Annotated in this window: 18 protein-coding genes; 15 read left to right on the forward strand and 3 right to left on the reverse strand. The window is 50.1% G+C overall.

The annotated features are described in order from the left end of the window. Window positions 1–70: 70 nt before the first annotated feature. Window positions 71–982 (forward strand): hypothetical protein, encoded by a 912-nt coding sequence (locus tag NSU01_RS10310; protein WP_076242697.1) that lies wholly within the window; start codon window positions 71–73, stop codon window positions 980–982. 260 nt (window positions 983–1,242) lie between these two features. Beyond that, window positions 1,243–3,900 carry a copper amine oxidase N-terminal domain-containing protein gene (locus NSU01_RS10315; protein ID WP_076242698.1) on the forward strand — a complete coding sequence of 886 codons (2,658 nt, stop codon included), beginning with the start codon at window positions 1,243–1,245 and terminating at the stop codon, window positions 3,898–3,900. Between the two features lie 102 nt (window positions 3,901–4,002). Here NSU01_RS10315 and NSU01_RS10320 read toward each other — a convergent pair whose 3' ends face one another. Continuing rightward, the gene (locus tag NSU01_RS10320; RefSeq protein WP_076242699.1) at window positions 4,003–4,464 is read right to left on the reverse strand and encodes a hypothetical protein; all 462 of its coding nucleotides are present in this window, start codon (window positions 4,462–4,464) and stop codon (window positions 4,003–4,005) included. Window positions 4,465–4,628: 164 nt separating this feature from the next. Between NSU01_RS10320 and NSU01_RS10325 the strand changes: the two genes are divergently transcribed. Then, window positions 4,629–5,006, forward strand: a complete 378-nt coding sequence (locus NSU01_RS10325; protein ID WP_076242700.1) for a DUF423 domain-containing protein — start codon at window positions 4,629–4,631, stop codon at window positions 5,004–5,006. A gap of 50 nt (window positions 5,007–5,056) precedes the next feature. Here NSU01_RS10325 and NSU01_RS10330 read toward each other — a convergent pair whose 3' ends face one another. Then, the gene (locus NSU01_RS10330; protein ID WP_042135266.1) at window positions 5,057–5,581 is read right to left on the reverse strand and encodes a hypothetical protein; all 525 of its coding nucleotides are present in this window, start codon (window positions 5,579–5,581) and stop codon (window positions 5,057–5,059) included. A 215-nt stretch (window positions 5,582–5,796) separates the two neighbouring features. Between NSU01_RS10330 and NSU01_RS10335 the strand changes: the two genes are divergently transcribed. The 3 genes from NSU01_RS10335 (at window position 5,797) to NSU01_RS10345 (ending at window position 7,146) form a co-directional block, all read left to right on the forward strand. After that, on the forward strand, window positions 5,797–6,099 hold the full coding sequence (locus NSU01_RS10335; RefSeq protein ID WP_039307501.1) for a DUF1805 domain-containing protein: 303 nt from the start codon (window positions 5,797–5,799) through the stop codon (window positions 6,097–6,099). 296 nt (window positions 6,100–6,395) lie between these two features. Further along, window positions 6,396–6,857, forward strand: coding sequence for a Dps family protein (locus NSU01_RS10340; RefSeq protein ID WP_039307503.1), 462 nt, complete (start codon window positions 6,396–6,398; stop codon window positions 6,855–6,857). Between the two features lie 91 nt (window positions 6,858–6,948). Further along, window positions 6,949–7,146, forward strand: coding sequence for a hypothetical protein (locus NSU01_RS10345; RefSeq protein WP_144025972.1), 198 nt, complete (start codon window positions 6,949–6,951; stop codon window positions 7,144–7,146). 235 nt (window positions 7,147–7,381) lie between these two features. Here the strand turns inward: NSU01_RS10345 and NSU01_RS10350 are convergent, their stop codons facing one another. Further along, window positions 7,382–7,885 carry a MarR family transcriptional regulator gene (locus NSU01_RS10350; protein WP_076242701.1) on the reverse strand — a complete coding sequence of 168 codons (504 nt, stop codon included), beginning with the start codon at window positions 7,883–7,885 and terminating at the stop codon, window positions 7,382–7,384. A 210-nt stretch (window positions 7,886–8,095) separates the two neighbouring features. Here NSU01_RS10350 and NSU01_RS10355 point away from each other — a divergent pair, with 210 nt between their 5' ends. From NSU01_RS10355 to NSU01_RS10395, 9 genes are all read left to right on the forward strand, one after another. Beyond that, the gene (locus NSU01_RS10355; protein ID WP_076242702.1) at window positions 8,096–9,136 is read left to right on the forward strand and encodes a nitroreductase family protein; all 1,041 of its coding nucleotides are present in this window, start codon (window positions 8,096–8,098) and stop codon (window positions 9,134–9,136) included. Between the two features lie 228 nt (window positions 9,137–9,364). Then, window positions 9,365–10,147: a Fe-S cluster assembly ATPase SufC gene (gene sufC / locus NSU01_RS10360; protein ID WP_042135273.1), complete on the forward strand. Its 783-nt coding sequence runs from the start codon at window positions 9,365–9,367 to the stop codon at window positions 10,145–10,147. A 25-nt stretch (window positions 10,148–10,172) separates the two neighbouring features. Then, window positions 10,173–11,474, forward strand: coding sequence for a Fe-S cluster assembly protein SufD (gene sufD / locus NSU01_RS10365; protein ID WP_076242703.1), 1,302 nt, complete (start codon window positions 10,173–10,175; stop codon window positions 11,472–11,474). Further along, on the forward strand, window positions 11,471–12,697 hold the full coding sequence (locus NSU01_RS10370; RefSeq protein WP_076242704.1) for a cysteine desulfurase: 1,227 nt from the start codon (window positions 11,471–11,473) through the stop codon (window positions 12,695–12,697). Before sufD ends, NSU01_RS10370 begins: the two co-directional genes overlap by 4 nt. Then, window positions 12,684–13,121 (forward strand): Fe-S cluster assembly sulfur transfer protein SufU, encoded by a 438-nt coding sequence (sufU, locus tag NSU01_RS10375; RefSeq protein WP_042135279.1) that lies wholly within the window; start codon window positions 12,684–12,686, stop codon window positions 13,119–13,121. The genes NSU01_RS10370 and sufU overlap by 14 nt, the downstream gene beginning before the upstream one ends. A 19-nt stretch (window positions 13,122–13,140) precedes the next feature. Then, window positions 13,141–14,538 (forward strand): Fe-S cluster assembly protein SufB, encoded by a 1,398-nt coding sequence (sufB, locus tag NSU01_RS10380; RefSeq protein ID WP_042135281.1) that lies wholly within the window; start codon window positions 13,141–13,143, stop codon window positions 14,536–14,538. A 185-nt stretch (window positions 14,539–14,723) separates the two neighbouring features. Then, a complete protein-coding gene (locus tag NSU01_RS10385; RefSeq protein WP_076242705.1) occupies window positions 14,724–15,272 on the forward strand; it encodes a dihydrofolate reductase family protein in 549 nt (182 codons plus the stop codon). 762 nt (window positions 15,273–16,034) lie between these two features. Next, window positions 16,035–17,804, forward strand: a complete 1,770-nt coding sequence (locus NSU01_RS10390) for an ABC transporter ATP-binding protein (RefSeq protein ID WP_039300219.1) — start codon at window positions 16,035–16,037, stop codon at window positions 17,802–17,804. After that, window positions 17,801–19,669 carry an ABC transporter ATP-binding protein gene (locus NSU01_RS10395; RefSeq protein WP_081969908.1) on the forward strand — a complete coding sequence of 623 codons (1,869 nt, stop codon included), beginning with the start codon at window positions 17,801–17,803 and terminating at the stop codon, window positions 19,667–19,669. Before NSU01_RS10390 ends, NSU01_RS10395 begins: the two co-directional genes overlap by 4 nt. The last annotated feature ends 18 nt before the right edge of the window (window positions 19,670–19,687 follow it).

The following is a 19,687-nucleotide window of genomic DNA, read 5'->3' on the forward strand; positions in this document are numbered from 1 at the left end:
TTTGGGGTAATCGTTAATAAGGTAAGCAGCACACTCAGGGCTTACCGCGAGATATGGAGGAGGTAAGGCTATGAGATCACAACGTTCGCTGCCTGCTATCGCAGCAGTCGCTGTACTAATGCTGGCCTTAACCGCCTGCGGCGGGAATCATCCGGCTGAAGCGCCGGGGCTACCCTCAGCAGGCCCGTCATCTGCACCTTTAGATAGCGCAGCTGCGCCGAGCCCCAGCCCTGCTCTCCCGCCAAGTCCTACCGGAGCTGCAGAGGCACAGGTTATTCAGGGATCCGGCGTATATATCGGACAGATTGATAATCATTCCGTAGAGATTGAGACTGAAGAAGGACCCACAGCCTTTGAGCTGGGTGCCGGCACGGAGGATGCGCCGGAGCTGCTCGAAATGGATGATGCCGTTGTTTTTGCGTATGTGGAAAAAGTGGTCGGAAGCGATGGGACCGCGGTCCAGCGTGTGTTGTCCAGCCTGTCCAAGGCAGAGGGCGGAGGGGCCGCACCGGCGGCCAGTGCGCTCCCGGATACGCAGACCTTCAGGCTGACACTGGAAGGGATGGAGGAAGAGAAGACGGCGGCACTTGCCGAAGGAGAAGGGTACTCCCTGTATGTATTCGATATCTTCAGCTTTGACGCGGCCAGCGGCAAGCTGGCGATGAAGGTAGACCCGGGGTATTACGCCGAAATTATCAAGCTTCCTGCCGATTTCGATCTGGATGCCATAGAGCAGGAGGGGAAGGCTGAACTTGCGGCTACAGGCAAGGTTACGGCGCTTACCCGGGAAGAGCGGGACCGGCGGATGTCCGGCATCCGCTTGTATCTTACCGCAATGGGCTCTGGCCTGACCCGCCAGGTTGCCGTGAAGGAAGTTGATGGCCAAGGCTATCTCATCAGGCTGAACATTCCGCAGCGGGAAGCTTCGGAAGGCTTCGGGCCGCATGTGTATGCTTCACTGGATTCACTGGTTAATCAGTGAAGCACGGAGCAGCGAAGCGGCAACGCCAGCTTACAAGATAAGAATGCATAGGCTTCGCGCCAACCATTATCCTAATCTTTACCATGGAAACGGTAGTGTCCTTATTAAAGGGGCGCCACCGTTTTCACTTGCCTGCGGCATGATTCAACCTCCAAAAGATTATTTTATTGTAACCGGTTTGCGAGAAACTTTTACCCGTGATTTTACGTCAAAGAGATAGAAATAGATGAGATTTTTTTCCTATCTGGGAGGATGAGTTTGTGAAGAAGTTATGGATTTCTATTGTAGTGGGGTTGCTGATAGTTCCGTTACTATTTCAAGCCCCGGCCAAGGCCGCAGTCACACCGATCCGCATCATTATTGACGGAGTCCAGTTGTCTACGGATCAGCCTCCGGTAATGGTGAACGGACGGACGATGGTGCCGCTGCGAGCAATCTTCGAAGCCTTCAATGCCGCTATCAAGTGGGATCAGAAGACGCAGACTGTAACGGCGGTGCAGGAGGATACAACGGTTATATTGAAGATCGGCTCCAAGACAGCTACGATTAATAATCGGTCTGTAAGCCTGGATGTGCCCGGTCAGAATTTGAAGGGCAGAACTATGGTTCCGACGCGGTTCGTAAGTGAAGCGCTGGGCCGGGAAGTGGGCTGGAATCAGACCACCAAGGTTGTGACGGTAACCACTCCGGTACCGGCCGGTGTTAATACTGCTCCGGTATCCGGCGTAACCACGCAGGATATCAGTGATTTCGGTGACGGACGCGACCTGCAGATCAGCTTCAACCGGGTGGCCGATGAGTCCCTGGTGGACCATTACCGCGTTCTGATCGTCAAAGCGGGAAATTCGCTTGATCTGTCGTCAGCACTGGCTATACCCGCATCTAATTACTCCTCAGTTATGGTAACAGGCGCCAATCCTGTGGTTAAACTGACAGCTGCTTCGAGAACGGCAGATGGAGAAGTAATTAAAAGCAGTCAAGGGTATAAAGCTTATGTCCTTACGGTAGGCAAAGGAAGTAACCTCAGCGCGCTATCCGGCAGTTCTTCCACCATTACTCTGACCAATAATATTGCACCGGTAATAAGCAATGTACAAGTGACCGATAATGGCGATTACGGTGACGGGCGCGATCTGTCCGTCAGCTTCAACAAGCTGGCAGATGAGACCAAGATAAGCTCTTACCGGATATTTGTGGTTAAAGCGGCGAACTATTCAGCCTTTAATCTGGCCAAAGCCAATTCTGTCGTCAGTGCCTATTACACACAAGTCACCAAGACAGGTGCTAATCTTACCCAGATTCTTTCCTCAGGAGCCAGGGATACAGACGGAGCACTGATTCAGACAGGGGTAAGCTACCGGGTATTCGCCATGGCTGTTGACAGCAGCAATACCGCCAATAATGTGTTATCCGCTGCTTCGTCTCCGGTTACCCTATCCAGCATCGGGATCTCGAGCCTGTATGTCACTGACGTTAACGACTATAATGACGGCCGTGACCTCAAGGTGTCCTTTACCCATGCCGCTGATGAAACGTATATCAGCCAGTACCGGATTCTGGTGGTGCCTACATCATACTACAGCAGCTACAGCCTGTCTGAGGCGAATAATGTATCGGGAGCCAACTATACTGCTGTGAGCACTTCCGGTTCTTCTACCAGTCTAGTGCTGACCTCGTCCACCAGAGATGTGCGCGGGACGCTGCTGAAGAACGGAATCAATTATAAAGTGTATATTTTATCTGTCAGAAGCGGGGGGAATGCAGGGTCCAATATTCTTTCTCCTGCCTCTGCCGAAATTACGCTATGGAATGATTTCAGCATGAGTGCTGTGACTAACCTGAGTGTGACTGACGTTAACGATAATGGGGATGGCCGCGATCTGAGGGTGTCATTCACCCATGCCTCAGATGAGACTTATGTCAGCCAGTACCGGATTCTGGTGGTGCCTACATCCTATTACAGCAGCTTCAGCTTGTCTGACGCGAATAATGTATCAAGTGCAAATTATTCCTCAGTAGGTACATCGGGCTCCACGACCAGCCAGGTATTAACTTCCTCCGCCAGAGATGTGCGCGGGAATCTGCTTAAGAATGAGATCAGTTACCGGGTGTATGTATTATCTATTGGAAGCGGAAGTTACGCGGGGTCTGGTGTACTTTCGTCAGGTTCATCGGTAATTACGTTATTGAATTCCTCAAGTGTGAGCGCAGTTTCCGGCCTAGCTGTCAGCGATGTTACCGATTTCGGTGACGGCCGTGATCTGAAGGTGTCCTTTACTCATGCTTCGGATGAAACCTACATCAGAGAGTACCGGATTCTGGTGGTGCCTACTTCCTATTACAGCAGCTTCAGCTTGTCTGATGCGAATAATGTCTCCACGTACACTTCAGCGGGTACATCCGGCAATAGCACCAGCATAATTTTAGACGCCTCAGCCAGAGATGTGCGCGGTACTACAATCAAAGATGGAATCAGCTATAAAGTGTATGTGTTGTCCGTCGGAATTGCGAATTATGCGGGCCCGAACGTGTTGTCCGGAGAATCGTCAGTAATTACCCTGGCCGGCAAAACCCCGCTCACCTCTGTTACGAATGTAACTTATAGTGTGGACAAAGGTAACCTTCTGATCGGCTTCACCAAATCATCGAACGAGGCTAATATCCTGGAATACCGGGTATATGTAGTCCCTTCCAAGCAAGGGTTTGGTGCAGCGGATGCGCTCGGAGTGCCGGCTTCACAGTATAAGGCGGTGGCTCCAAACGGATCGAATCCGACAGTTGCAGCTGCAGCCAGAGATGTGAACGGAAATGCAGTTGCGAGCGGGATTAAGTACAAGGTGTACGTTCTTGCCGTAGCCAATAATTATGGTGTGCAGAATGGCGGTCTTTCAGATTCAAGCGAGGAATTTGAGCTATAACTGCCCGGTTCTAAGCTGTAAATAAAGCTGAAAAACACAAACACAGCACGTCTCCAGTAAATGGGGAGGTGCTGTGTTTTTTGAGTAATTCATTACGCCTGCCTAGGCAGCGCCTGCATTCACCAGAACCATGGAAATCAGCAGCATGAACACCAGCAGGATAACGGCGTTAATGATGGTCCCGAGGACTGCGAATACCTTACGGCGTCTGCGGAGTGTAAGCCCGACAATGCCGGTGACAGCTCCAATCACATTAACAGCAGCCAGGATGAGCACGGATAAGCCCAAATACATAATCGCTTCCGCTGAATCGGCAATCAGCTTATTATTCTCATTCATGATGGAGGAAGCCTGTGCACCGACATACACAAACGCAATTGCATAACCGATCAGAGTAATCAGAGCGATGACAAAAGAAGCGATGCCGGGACCTGAGTGCTTGAAGTCGCGTTTGTTCTCCTGATACACGTATGCTGGATCAGCAGGTATTGGCTGTTCTGATGAGCCCCATTCTGCGGGCCGGGATGGTGCGGTTTCCGGTTTGGGTGGAGGATTATGGTCCATGGGCTGCACTCCTTGGGATAAAAGATTGATAGTACCACTTTTCCATAAGATGGCTCTAAAAGCAAGTATTACGGCAGAATTATCCGTAAATCCTGCTGCTGGAAATCAGCCATGCGGATACGTTAAGATAGGAGGAGTTCAAGAGACAAAGGAGCTGTATATCCATGCAACGAAGATTGGTAGCCTGGGGAGCTGTGCTGGCTATGCTGTCCGTGGGAATCGGAGCGTTCGGCGCACATATGCTGAAGGCTGTGATCAGTGAAGAGTACCTGAAAGTGTACGAGACCGGTGTCCAGTATCATATGGTTCACGCACTGGCTCTGATTCTTATCGGCCTGACAGCAGGCCAGTGGGGAGAGAGTGCCCGGCTTGCCTGGGCAGGCCGGCTGATTGGGGCGGGAATTATTCTGTTCTCCGGCAGCCTGTATATCCTCAGCACCTCCGGGATCAAAATTCTTGGAGCCATTACACCCATCGGCGGCGTATGCTTTCTTGCCGGCTGGATATGCTTTGCCGTGGAGGCTTTCTCGCGTAAGGACTAACAAACAAGCACCCGTTCCCGGAATCCCGGGCGGGTGCTTGTTTGGGTTGCTTACAGGAATTCGTCGATTTCATTGAGATTGAAAGTGTACACCTGCTTCTCGTCAACATGGTACACGCTTAGCGAGTTAGCGCCTTCATCAAAGTTCAGAATACGGCAGGGCATTGATACCTGCTTCCCGTGCCGGTTCGCTCTCAGCCGGACCAGCTGGTTATTCTGAATATATTGCCTGATCTTGCCGAACACGTCTGCCGGCGTTTCCGCCGGTGTCACAACAGGCGGTTTCTTGACGGGAGGTCTTTCGGCTGGCTTGTCCGCAGGCTTCTCTGGCAATTTCACTGAAACCGGCGTTGGAGTGTAAGATTCGTTTTTTAGAGCCAGCTTTGCCGAGCGCAGCAGAGTGTCTATAGTTCTTCCAAGCTCCAGACCGGAGTTAATGTTGAAATCTGTGATTTTATCGCTGTTGTTCAACATTTCAAGTAAGTATTGCAGTGCAAGCGGGTTAGTACGGGCATTAATCAGGATGTCAACATTGAAGAGATAGTTGCCGTCGGTGTGTTGTAGTTTCTTGTCCATTAATCCCCCAGCTTTATCGTTTAACACGATTCATTAAGTATTTATAAAGTATATAAACTATACCATTAAACAAGCAAAATTTATATACCCTCCGGCAGAGAATTAAGGACTTATGACCCCTCTAATTTATAAAGGAACTAGGACCATCGTCCACACGCCGTTGTAGCAGGACGCATAACTTAGATCGTGGAACGTGATAATAGGAGGTGCTGCAAATGGTAACATTGGAGCCTGTACAGGTGGGCGATTATGTCCTGGTCGGGGTTGAAGTGAAGCTGCCCAAAACTACGCTGCTCAGCATCAGCACAAGCCGGGGATATATCATGTGCGGGGCGCTGGATATAGGACTGCTCAATAATACGCTGAGTGACCGGCAGATTATTGCTGCACGGGCAGTAGGGGTGCGCACATTGCCGCAGCTGCTGGCTGCCCCGCTGGAATCCGTTACAATAGAGGCGGAGAAGCTTGGCATCGTTCCGGGAATGACTGGGGCGGAAGCCCTGCTTCTGATGGTGTAGGACAGCAGACTGGATTAGTGTTCAGCAGGGGGGCCGGCGGCCCTCCTTTTGTCTGAGGATAAGAATAATAATAATTCCTGTTGTTTCACATGTCCCGGAGCATAAGGCAAGGACTCTTGGCTCATCCTACGGGTTAGGACCGGAAGCGGCAGGACGCGGCGGGGAAAAAGCTGCTTGTCCCGTGTCCTCCTTTGTTTCGCCCTGCGGGCAGAAGGGTAAATGGAGAATAGACTACTGCATAGCCGGATGATGGACAAGCAGCCGGCAAAATATATGGATAAGGAAGGGATCAACTCATGGCTAAAGCATCAAACAAAGTAAATACCGCTTCATTGGAACAAGTACTTAACCGTCAGGTAGCTAACCTCAACGTTCTATATGTGAAAGTGCATAACTATCACTGGTATGTGAAAGGTGAGCAGTTCTTTGCCCTGCATGTGAAGTTTGAAGAACTGTACGATGATATCACGCTCAAAATGGACGAGGTTGCCGAGCGCCTTCTGAGTATCAAAGGCAGTCCTGCAGCGACGATGAAAGAATATTTGGAAATTGCCACTATTCAGGAAGCAACCGGCAAGGAAGATGCACGGGGAATGGTACAGGCACTCATCGAAGATTTCGCTACAGTAGCGGAAGAATTGACTGAAGGCATCGAACTGGCGGAAGAAGTCAGCGATCAGCCGACTGCCGACCTGTTCATCAAGATCCGCACTGATCTTGAGAAGAACCAATGGATGCTGCGCTCTTTCCTGGGCTGAGTGATAGCTGGTTAATCCTTGCTGTGTAAGTTTGAGACAAAAGTATAAACAAAGCCTCCCCTGGGATAATACCATGCGGGAGGCTTTGTTTATGCTACGAACTAAAGAAGAGAGTTCATTTAATATTGCTGCAATGAATGTATTCAATTCAGTTCCAAGTGGAAATTCAGTAATAGTTGTATATTGTGCATTTAAAAACAGCGAAAAGGGCTGCCCGCATCTTATAACTGTATTCTGTACAACTAAATCTGCCCGAATGGGTGAGAACCAAGGTCCAAAGGCAGTTTAATTGTACGAAATACAACTAAACGGATAATTGGCTGGAAATCAGACGTTTTAGTTGTACAAAGTACAACTAAGCATACGCATATACCGGAATAGGGTCACTGCAAGCAAACCATCAGCAAGCGATTTACAAAATTAGTTATTATTAGTTTAGATCAGATGCTGTTTAAGGAGCTCCAAATGTTCACCGCAGTGACGGTTAAGCTTCAAGTTCAAATCTTAAGTAAGCCTTATACTGACTAGGAGCTCTCGTCATTATTAATCATTGTGTCACTATGACTAATCACCGTTTGGATAAATTTCAGTGAAGCCTGCAGTTCCGCCTCCGAGAAGGTGTTCAAACCCTGAATAAAGCTCTGCTCAAGGCTTTCATGCATCTCGGCATGAACGACGAAGAGCTGCCTGCCTTTGGGCGTAAGGCTGAAATAGACTTCTTTCTTGTTGTCATTCATCCGGCTGCGCTTAATACAGCCTTCCTGTAGAAGCTTGCCGCTGATTTTTGTAATGCTTGCCTTGGACAATTTCATTTTTTCCGCAATCGAGGTGCTGTTTATGGGCTCGTGGTTGCCGATGCAATCAATGACATGAATGCTCGTCAAAGAGTTTGAAGTGAAAGTCAGCCCGTACTGGCGGGTAAGATCAGCGAAAGCATCGAGCTCGGATGCAAAAAGCTGTTCGTTTAGATGCGTTAAGTGGAGTAATCGGCCATACAGCAGCCGCTTAAGTCCTTCGGATGAGTTCATAAGGCTGGGCATCTCCCTGTTATGCAAAATTATCTTTATCCTACCCCGAAATTATTCACTTGTAAACTAACGTGCGATTTCACTGTTTAGCTATTAAAGCTCAGTCTATTTTCTAATAATTAGATTGACAGCTCTAATATTGCGAAATATAGTTTACTGGTAAACAATTTAAAATTGTTGAATGTTAACAATTTTCCGGGGAGGATAAGGATGGAGAATGTGTCTCAAGCGATAAGAGAACGGCGGACGATCCGGAAATTCAGCGCAAGGCCGGTCGAACAAGAAGTGATCGTTGCTTTGCTGAATGAGGCGGCAAGCCTGTACGAAGCTGAGGGGACGCCGCATTGGCGCTGTCTTTATTTCGGCACACCGGAGTCACGTGAAGAGCTGGCTGAGAGCATGATTGCCAAGGTGAAGGATAGTCATCTGGGAAAACTCCTTCCTGCCAGGATGACCGGATTTCTAAAAAAACAAATCACTGCTACTCCCGCCCACATCATTTTCATCGCTGAATCCGCCGAAACGCAGCGGCAGTGCGACGAAAATTACGCCGCCGTCTGCAGCATTATGCAGAATGTTCAACTGCTGGGCTGGGAACAAGGGCTAGGAATGCTGTGGTACACGGATTCCATGTTTTGCAGCGGGTCATTTTTTGAGAAAATGGGCTTGAAAGAAGGAGAACGGTTCGCCGGGATGCTGGAAATCGGATACTTTGAGAAGACGCCGAGGGCCCGGAAAAGAACGCCTGCAGAGGAGAGTTGGAGTATAATAGGTGAGGACGACAGATTACATCCGGATCTCAACACTGTTCCTGCGCAAAGCGTCCTGAAACTGCTCAACGAGGCCGTATGGGCGCCTAATGACGGAATGAGAGAACCCTGGCGTTTTATCTATGTAACGGGTGGTCAAGCTGCCCGGAAACTGCGATCCTCTGGAGAGGAAGCTTCAACACCATTCCTTATGGTCGTGGCCACGGAGGAATCGGATCTTCACCGGCAGGAAGAGGATTATGCGGCGGTGTGCTGTCTGATCCAGAACTTTCAGCTGCTGGCCAAGTCCGAGCCATGGAACCTGCGCCGCCTGATTCCGGAATGGATTTATGACACGGAGCAGTGCAGTTCGTTTGGAATTCGCCCCCGGGAACGGATCGTTGCTGTGCTTGAACTGGGGGGAGACAAGAGAGTCTCTAATGCCGTGTCTGCTCCAGTGGTTGTCGAACAGTACAGCAGGGGGAGCGGTCCCGGGCAATAATCACTATTATTAGCTGTAGATACAGGCGACAGAGTAATAAAATTATAAGTCGGTATTTGTAAAAATCGGACCTTTGTAATAAAATTAGTGAGAATCATTGATAATCAACCTGATTCAATTTATAATAATTACAATGTGATATAAAATCTAATTGCTTGTAATCAGGGAAATCCTGTGACAATACAACTTTCTGATTTCGCAAATCGATCAATGGAGGGAATAATAATTATGGCAGCAGATTTTGTCATTGAGGGACTGAAAGCGACGATTGAAGGAAAAGAAATTCTGAAGGGGATCAACCTTCAAATGAAAGGCGGAGAAATTCACGCCATCATGGGACCGAACGGTACTGGTAAAAGTACTTTGGCCTCAGCCCTGATGGGTCATCCGAAGTATGTGGTTACAGAAGGCACAGCTGTGCTTGAAGGTGAAGATCTGCTGGAGATGGCGGTTGATGAACGCGCCCGTGCCGGCCTGTTCCTGGCTATGCAGTATCCGAGCGAGATCAGCGGGGTAACCAATTCCGACTTCCTGCGCAGTGCAATTAATTCCCGTCGTGAAGAGGGCAGTGAGATTTCCCTGATCCGTTTCATCCGGCTGATGGAAGCTAAGATGAAGGAACTGGATATGAATCCTGAATTCCTGCACCGCTACCTGAACGAAGGCTTCTCCGGCGGTGAGAAGAAACGTAATGAAATTCTCCAAATGATGATGCTGGACCCTAAGATCGTCATTCTTGACGAAATCGACTCCGGCCTTGATATTGATGCACTCAAAATTGTTGCCGATGGTGTGAACTCCATGCGCAGTCCGGAACGCGGATTCCTGGTTATCACTCACTATCAGCGTTTGCTTAACTACATCAAACCTGATTATGTACATGTCATGATGCAGGGACGGATTGTGAAATCCGGCGGCCCTGAGCTTGCAGAACGTCTGGAAGCAGAAGGTTATGAATGGGTTAAGGAAGAGCTCGGCATTGAAGATGAAACTGTAGGACAAGAAGCTTAGAAACGCTGGAAGGAGGAAACCACTTATGACGACGCAAACCATTCTTCCCGTGGATGCCCTGAAGCTCGGCGAATTATCGCAGAGCAGCGGCGAACCGGGCTGGCTGAAGGACAGCCGCTTGAAGGCACTGGAGCTTGCCGCTGAGCTTGCCCTGCCGAAGCTGGAGAAGACACGGATTGACCGCTGGAACATTAACAACTACGGAGAGTACAAGGCAAGCCAAACTTTCACATCTCTTGGCGAAGCACCTGCTTCAATTGCCGATCTGATTAAGGATCAGGAGGAAGGCAGCCTGATCATTCAGCGCAATTCGGGAGCCGTATATGCCCGTCTGGCTCCTGAGCTGGCTGCGCAAGGCGTGATATTCACCGATCTGCAGACAGCAGTCAGAGAGCATGGAGATCTGGTGCAGCGTTATCTGCATAAGGCAGTATTGCCTGAAGAGCATTCCATCGCCGCACTGCATGCAGCGCTGTGGAACGGCGGGGTATTCCTCTATGTTCCGAAGAATGTCATCATCGAAACCCCGCTGCAGGCGGTGCTGTTAACGGATGATGCCGAGGCTGCATTTGTTCCGCATATTCTGATTGTTGCCGATAGTAATAGTTCATTAACCTACGTGGATAACTATGTATCAGATAAGTCCGAAGCGGGTCTGCATAATGGGGCCGTTGAGGTATTTGTAGGCGCAGGTGCCACAGTACGCTATGCCACGGTGCATCAGCTTGGGCAAGACACCACGGATGTTACCTACCGCCGTGCGGTAGTGGAGAATGACGGAACGATCGAATGGATCATCGGTGAGATGAACTATGGCGATACCGCCAGCGACACCAAGTCTGTGCTGAAGGGTAACGGCTCAAGCTCGGATGCCAAAGTAATTGCTGTAGGTACCGGTTCGCAGAAGCTGAGCTACACTACGCAGGCTCAGCATTTTGGCAGAAACACTCCGAGTGATATGATTACCCGCGCAGTGATGCGGGATTCGGCCACTTCCATTATTAACGGAATTACGAAAATCGAGAAAGGTGCGACAAGAGCGGACGGACAGCAGACTGAGAAGGTTCTGATGCTGAGTCCCAAAGCACGCGGCGACGCCAACCCGATCCTCCTTATAGATGAAGATGATGTAACTGCAGGCCATGCCGCTTCCGTAGGACAGGTCAATTACGAGCAAGTCTATTACCTGATGTCCCGGGGAATTACGCGGCATGACGCAGAAACACTGATCATATACGGCTTCCTGGCTCCTGTTGTGTCGCAAATTCCACTGGAGGGACTGCGCAATCAGCTCCAATCTCTTGTGGAAAGGAAGTTAGGCCAATGATTAGCAGCGGAGTTCGGGAGCAATTTCCCATCTTAAATCAGAATATTAACGGACACCCGCTGGTGTATCTGGACAGCGCGGCAACTTCACAGAAGCCGCGCCAGGTCATTGAGGCGGTCAAGTCTTATTATGAATGGGATAACGCCAATGTTCACCGCGGGGTGCACACACTGGGCAGCCGGGCAACCGATGCTTACGAAGGCGCCCGCGAGAAGCTGGCTAAGTTCATTAATGCCCGCAGCACCAAGGAAATTATTTTCACACGCGGTACTACAAGTGCACTTAATATTGTAGCTTCATCTTATGGACCTTCCGTCCTGCAAGAGGGCGATGAGATCGTAATTACCCAGATGGAGCATCACAGCAATTTCATTCCCTGGCAGCAGCTGGCCAAGAAGACAGGGGCAACCCTGAAATTCCTTCCTTTGCAGAAGGATGGTACAGTGACACTGGAGGATGCCGAGAAGACGATTACGGCTCAGACCAAGATCGTAGCTATCGCGTATGTATCCAATGTTATGGGGATTACCCATCCTATCAAAGAGCTTGCAGCAATTGCTCACCGCAACGGTGCTGTAATCGTGGTGGACGGAGCACAGAGCACACCGCATATGAAGGTGGATGTGCAGGATCTGGACTGTGACTTCTATGCACTGTCCGGTCACAAGATGCTCGCCCCTACCGGAATCGGCGCTTTGTACGGTAAGAAGGCACTGCTGGAGGCCATGGAGCCTGTCGAGTTCGGCGGCGAGATGATTGATGATGTAGGCCTGTACGAATCGACCTGGAAAGAGCTGCCCTGGAAGTTCGAAGGCGGGACACCGATTATTGCGGGTGCCGTTGGACTGGGAGCAGCAATTGATTTCCTGCAGGAGGTTGGACTGGATAATATTCACCGCCATGAGATGCAGCTTGCGGCGTATGCGGAGGAGCGGCTGTCAGAGATCAGTGATCTGACGATCTACGGCCCACGGAACCGCCAGGTAGGAGTAGTAACCTTCAATCTTGGCGATGTCCATCCGCATGACGTAGCTACGGTGCTGGATGCGGAGGGCATTGCTGTCCGCGCCGGACATCATTGCTGCCAGCCGCTGATGCGCTGGCTGGAGGTCAGCTCTACAGCCCGGGCCAGCTTCTACCTGTATAATACGGAACAGGATGTAGATTCGCTGGTTCAAGGCTTAATCAAGGCAAAGGAGTATTTCGCCTATGAACTTGGATGACTTATATAGACGCGTAATTATGGATCATTACAAAAATCCCCGGAACCGTGGTTCATTCGAAGATGATGCACTCAAGATTGAGCTGAACAACCCTACCTGCGGCGACCGCATTACGCTTCAGCTTAAGGTAGAGGACGGCGTCGTCAAGGACGCCCGTTATAGCGGCGAAGGCTGTTCAATCAGCATGTCGTCGGCTTCGATGATGACGGAAGCGGTCAAAGGTCAGACTGTAGCGCATGCGCTTGAACTGGCGGACAGCTTCTCCTCTCTGATGAAGGGTGAAGAAGCAGATTTCGGAGACTACGAAGATATTGAAGCCCTGTCCGGTGTTAATAAATTTCCGGCGCGGATCAAATGTGCCACACTGGCCTGGAACGCGCTACGCAAAGGCATAGATACGGAAGAGAATCACCCACAACATTAGAAACAAGGAGGCTGACACCATGGCTAAGAAAGCGCCTGATATGGAAGAGTACCAGTATGGATTCCGTGATGAGCACAAATCGATATTTCAGTCTGGTAAAGGACTCACGGAAGAAATTGTCCGGGAAATCTCCGCAATTAAGAATGAACCGGAATGGATGCTTAATTTCCGTCTGAAATCCCTGGAGCAGTTCCGCAAGATGCCGATGCCTAAGTGGGGCGGCAATCTGGACGATCTGGATTTCGAGGACATTCAATATTATGTAAGACCTTCGGAGAAGCAGGGTAAGACGTGGGAAGAAGTGCCTTCCGAGATCAAGGAAACCTTCGATAAGCTGGGTATTCCCGAAGCGGAGCAGAAATTCCTTGCCGGTGTCTCGGCACAGTATGAATCTGAGGTTGTATACCACAGCATGCAGAAGAACCTTGAGGATCAAGGTGTAATCTTCACAGATACGGATTCTGCACTTCGTGATCACCCTGAGCTGTTCAAGAAGTTCTTCGGTACCATCATTCCTCCGGCAGATAACAAGTTCGCCGCACTTAACAGTGCAGTGTGGTCCGGCGGCAGCTTCATCTATGTTCCGAAGGGTGTGAAATGTGAAGTGCCTTTGCAGGCGTACTTCCGTATCAACTCCGAGAACATGGGACAATTCGAGCGGACCCTGATTCTCGCAGATGAAGACAGCTTCGTGCATTATGTTGAGGGCTGTACGGCTCCGATCTATAGCACCAACTCCCTGCATAGTGCAGTCGTTGAAATCCTGTGCATGAAGAATGCGCGTGTGCGTTACACAACCATTCAGAACTGGGCACCGAATATCTACAACCTGGTAACCAAACGTGCGGTTGCTGAAGAGAATGCGACAATGGAATGGGTTGACGGCAACATCGGTTCCAAGCTGACGATGAAATATCCGGCAGTCGTGCTTAAGGGCCGTGGAGCCAAAGGTTCCGTATTGTCCATTGCGGTTGCGGGTAAGAACCAGCATCAGGATGCCGGCGCCAAGATGATTCATCTGGCACCTGATACCACGTCCACGATCGTCTCCAAGTCGATCAGCAAGCACGGCGGCAAGGTGACTTACCGCGGACTCGCTTCCTTCGGCCGTCAGGCAGAAGGCGCGAAATCCAATATCAAATGTGATACGCTTATTCTGGATAACGAGTCCACCTCGGACACGATTCCTTACAATGAGATCATGAATGATAACATTGTGCTTGAGCATGAAGCTACAGTATCCAAGGTCTCTGAAGAGCAGCTGTTCTATCTCCAGAGCCGCGGCCTGACTGAAGCTGAAGCTACGCAAATGATCGTTATGGGCTTCATCGAACCGTTCACCAAAGAGCTGCCGATGGAATACGCGGTAGAGATGAACAGATTGATTAAATTCGAGATGGAAGGCTCCATCGGTTAACAGGAGCTTCGATCTTCGATTATAAACACGCAATATCCAGTACGTGCCCACAGATTCTTGACGCAATATTGTCTAAGATCTGTGGGCATTTTTATGTGGTATGGGGAATTATACAATGTGAAATAATGTAGTGGACACAGGAGCAACCGTGTAAGTTATATCTTTCCGGTCTTAAGGAGGCCCCGATGAGAAAATTGGTCGTATCAGAGTTTATGACGCTGGATGGAGTAATGGAGAATCCGCAGTGGACTTTCGCCTATGGTAGTGAAGAACAGGAGAAATACAAGTTCGGTGAATTGAAGGATGCCGATGCTCTGCTGCTGGGCCGTGTGACGTATGAGGCATTTGCTGCTGCCTGGCCCAATATGCTGGAGCAGACCGGGGAATACGGCGAGATGATGAACGGTTATGCCAAACATGTCGTCTCCACAACGCTCTCCGAAGTCACCTGGAACAATTCAAGTCTCATTAAGGACAACCTGCTGGAGGAGATTAATAAGCTTAAGCAGCAGCCGGGCCGAGATATTCTGGTATTCGGCAGCTGTACGCTGGTCCAGAGCCTGATCAGCCTGGGTCTTGTGGATGAATTCCGCCTGATGGTATTCCCGGTGCTGCTTGGCAGCGGCAAACGGCTATTCGGTGAAGGACTTAAGGAGCAGGGACTGCACTTGACAGATACCCTGAGATTCTCCCCGGGTGTGGTTGTTGCCAGCTACAAGCCGGTTAAGGATTAGGATTAATGTTCAGGCAAATGGCGTAAAGAGATTTTGAATAAGTTTTACTAATAGGGTTAGCGGATAGACTTAGCGAATTAGCGCAAGCACCGGAGCATAGCTGTTATGCTCTGCTGCTTGTGTTTTTTTGTGTGTAGACACGATGATTGTGTGTGTAGTCACGATGAAGTGGACTGAGAAGCGCTTATTTGTTCAAAATGACCCATATTGTCGCTGAAACGGACTGAGATTCCGTTATATTGTATTTTCGCGCCTGAAAGGAGGGGCGCGCGATCAAATAAAGGAATGTGAGTCCGGGTGACAGGCGAATTCTCCTGATTTGCACGATTAGCGGAATGTCAGTCCGCCTCAGGCAGGAAGGGGGCCGTTAAAGGCTTACAGCGACGCTTTTGTAATATTAATACATAATATTCCTTTTAACGGACGGCCAAAAAGCAGTTTCGCAGGGTTGAATCTTGCTATATCTTAATTGAGCAGTATTTACGAGGAAATAGGAGGAATTAAAGCTATGGGAGGGCTTTACTACCTGCTTAAGCCTAGTTTTTTCCGAAAAAACAAGGAAAATGCTCATTTCTCCCCTTTGCCGCATTAAATCATGGGTGATAAACTGCTTAAAGTCCCTAAATTGAAAGCGCATAAAAAGGTGGCTTAAGATGTGAGGTTTGGGGCTAAGACCATGCTTACGAAGCGGGTTATACTTCGTAAAGCTAAGACCATGCTTACGAAGTAGCTTTACTTCGTAAAGCTTTAAGGAGGAGAGATATGGATGTTCTCAGGCAACTGCGGGGCTTTTATCGGGAGAAACTGCACTATTTGATTCTGTCGATTATATGTTTGGCGGCCGCAACTGCAGTGGGGCTTATTACCCCCAATTTGTTAAGGAGATTGATTGATGATGTTATTGTTCCCCTAAAGTTTACTGAGGTGCCCGTACTCGCTCTTAGTGTGCTTGCTGTAATTATTGTTAAGGCCTGCCTGCAATTTGCCCATGGCTTCTTCGGTGGACGGCTGGGGAATTTTCTGGCCTACCGGCTGCGCAATGCCTGCTATGAGAAGCTGCAATTCCTGTCCTTCCGTTACTATGATACGGCGAAGACAGGTGACCTGATGTCCCGGCTGACCGGGGATTTGGAAGCGATCCGGATGTTCATCGGCTTCGGATTTGCCCAATTGCTGAATGTGTTTTTCATGGTTTTGTTCGGTTCCATCATGATGTTCACAATCAACTGGCAGCTTACGCTGGTTACTCTGATCACTATGCCGTTCCTGGCTGTAGTTGCACTCAGATTCGAATCCAAGATTCACCCGGCCTTTCAGGAGATGCGTCTGGCGTTAAGCTCCCTGACAACGGCTGTACAGGAGAATGTCACCGGGGTGAGAACAGTCAAATCGTTTGCCAGAGAGGCTTACGAAGTTGAGAAGTTCTCACACCGTAATGAACGTTATAAGGATAATCAGATTTTTGCCGCCGAACTATGGAGTAAATTCTTCCCTGTGATGGAGCTGCTCGCTTCGGTCAGTGTAGCGATATTGCTGGGGGTTGGCGGTACACTGGTCATTAACAAGCATATGTCGCTCGGAGAACTCGTCGCTTTCTTCAGCCTGATCTGGTATATTATCGGCCCGGTATGGGGCCTTGGCTTCCAAATCAACAACTATACCCAGTCCAAGGCATCGGGAGAACGCGTGCTTCAAGTCCTTAATCAGCAGATTGATGTGAAGGATAAAGAGAACGCAAGTGAGCTTGTACCGTCCGAAGTGAAAGGCGAAGTGGATTTCGATCATGTTACTTTTGCTTACGGGAACAAGATGCCGGCAGTCAAGGATATTCACTTCCATGCTGAGCCAGGTGCGGTCATCGGATTCCTGGGAGGAACCGGCTCCGGGAAATCCACCATTACCCAATTGATGATGCGCGCTTATGATGTGAATCAAGGAAGTATCAAGCTCGATGGGGTGGATATCCGTGAATTCCAGGTCCGCAGTCTGCGGGCACAGATCTCGACGGTGTTCCAGGAGACGTTCCTGTTCTCCTCCTCGATCCGCAATAATATCTCCTATGGACTCAAAAATGTCAGCATGGATGAAATCATCCGTGCCGCCGAGCTGGCGAAGGCGCATGAGTTCATTATGGAGATGCCGGAGGGCTATGATACCGTGGTAGGTGAACGCGGGATGGGCCTCTCCGGCGGACAAAAGCAGCGGATTGCCATTGCCCGCGCGCTGCTGAAGAACCCGCGGATTCTCATTCTGGATGATGCGACCAGCGCGGTCGACATGGAGACGGAGCATGAGATTCAGGCAGGATTCCAGGAGGTTATGCGCGGACGTACAACCTTGATCATTGCCCACCGGATATCCTCTCTGCGCCATGCCGACCAGATTATAGTTATGAATGAAGGGAAGATGGTGCAGCAAGGTACGCATAAGGAACTGATTGAGGTTCCGGGACCTTACCAGGATGTATACCGGATTCAATATGCCGATTATTTGGCCAGGGATAATGAACTAGGGGCAGGTGATCCGGCATGAATCTTGAGACATCCAAACAGACCGCAAGTGCGGCATTAGAGAAGGATAACAGCAAGGCAGAGGAACAGACTTTGGAGGAGCGTTTCGTCTACAAGGATGATGACGTGATTGACAAGGCTTTTGACTGGAAGCAGTTCACCCGCCTGTTCGGCTATATGAAGCCGTATGCCAGGCAGATGCTGCCGCTCGTCGCGGTAATGATGATTCTGGGTACAGTGACGAAGCTGACGGTTCCGTTCCTGACAAGTATGGCAATCGATAAGGCGATTGCTCCCGAGGACGGCAACTCAAGTCTTACGCTGCTATACACGCTGACAGCCAGTGTTATTGTGCTATATCTGATTCAATGGATCGCCGGTGTGTACCGGATTAAGTATACGAATGTGATCGGGCAACGGGTCATTTATGATCTGCGTTCGGATCTGTTCCGCCATATTCAGAAGCTCTCCTTCAACTTCTTCGACAAAAGACCGGCCGGATCAGTACTGGTTCGGGTGACGAATGATATCAACTCGCTGCAGGATTTGTTCACGAACGGGGTCGTCAACCTGATGATCGACTGCGTCCAGCTGGTCGGCATTATGGTCATTCTGCTGCTGATCAACTGGAAGCTGGGACTTGCGGTAATGATTACTGTACCGGTTATGTTCCTGATCTCCACCAAGCTGCGGCAGCGGATCCGGATCGCCTGGCAGGATGTGCGGATGAAGAATTCCCGGATCAACTCCCATCTGAATGAGTCGATTCAGGGGATTCGCGTGACCCAGGCCTACACTCAGGAAGAAGAAAATATGCATTATTTCGATGCCATGAACATGGACAGCCGGAAATCCTGGAACAAGGCTTCGGCAATGAACCAGGCGTTCGGTCCGATTATTGAAGTCACCGGCGGCTTCGGAACGATGATCCTCTTCTGGTTCGGGGCTTATCTGATCCAGTCCGGTGAGCTTACCGTTGGTTTCCTGGTGGCCTTCAGTACGTATGTCAGTAACTTCTGGGACCCGATCAACCGCCTCGGCCAGATGTACAATCAGCTGCTGGTAGCCATGGCTTCCTCGGAGCGGATCTTCGAGTATCTCGATGAGCAGCCTGCGGTTCAGGATAAGCCGGGTGCAACGCCGCTGTCCAAGATTCAGGGAGACATTCACTTTAACAAGGTCGTATTTGAATATGAAAAAGGCCGCGCCGCGCTCAAAGGCATTGATCTCGATGTGAAAGCCGGCCAATCGATTGCCCTCGTCGGCCATACCGGCTCCGGTAAAAGCACGATCATCAACCTCATCGGCCGGTTCTATGATATCAAGAGTGGCGACATCACGATCGACGGCAGAGATATCCGTGATGTAACCCTGCAGAGTCTGCGGGAACAGATCGGGATCGTGCTCCAGGATACCTTCATCTTCTCAGGAACGATAAGGGACAATATCCGGTTTGGACGGCTGGATGCTACAAATGAGGAGATTGAAGAAGTTGCCAAGGCAGTGGACGCGCATGACTTCATTATGAAGCTGCCGGGCGGCTATGAGACCGAAGTTGAAGAGCGCGGCAGCGCACTGTCCATGGGCCAGCGCCAGCTGCTGTCCTTCGCCCGGGCGCTGCTCGCCGATCCGCGGATTCTGATTCTGGATGAAGCGACAGCCAGTATCGATACGGAGACGGAGATCAAGATCCAGGAAGCGCTGAAGCTGCTGCTTCAGGGCCGGACCTCCTTCATCGTAGCCCACCGGCTCTCCACCATCCGCCATGCGGATAAGATTGTGGTGCTGGATCATGGCGAGATCAAGGAAGAAGGCAATCACGCCGAGCTTACCGAGCGTGACGGCATTTATAACGGTTTAATTGAAGCGCAGTTCCGCTTCTTATAGCAGAATGACAGACAGCAG

This window comes from Paenibacillus sp. FSL H8-0259, from assembly GCF_037963255.1.
In the GTDB taxonomy this organism is placed as follows: domain Bacteria; phylum Bacillota; class Bacilli; order Paenibacillales; family Paenibacillaceae; genus Paenibacillus_AQ; species Paenibacillus_AQ phytohabitans.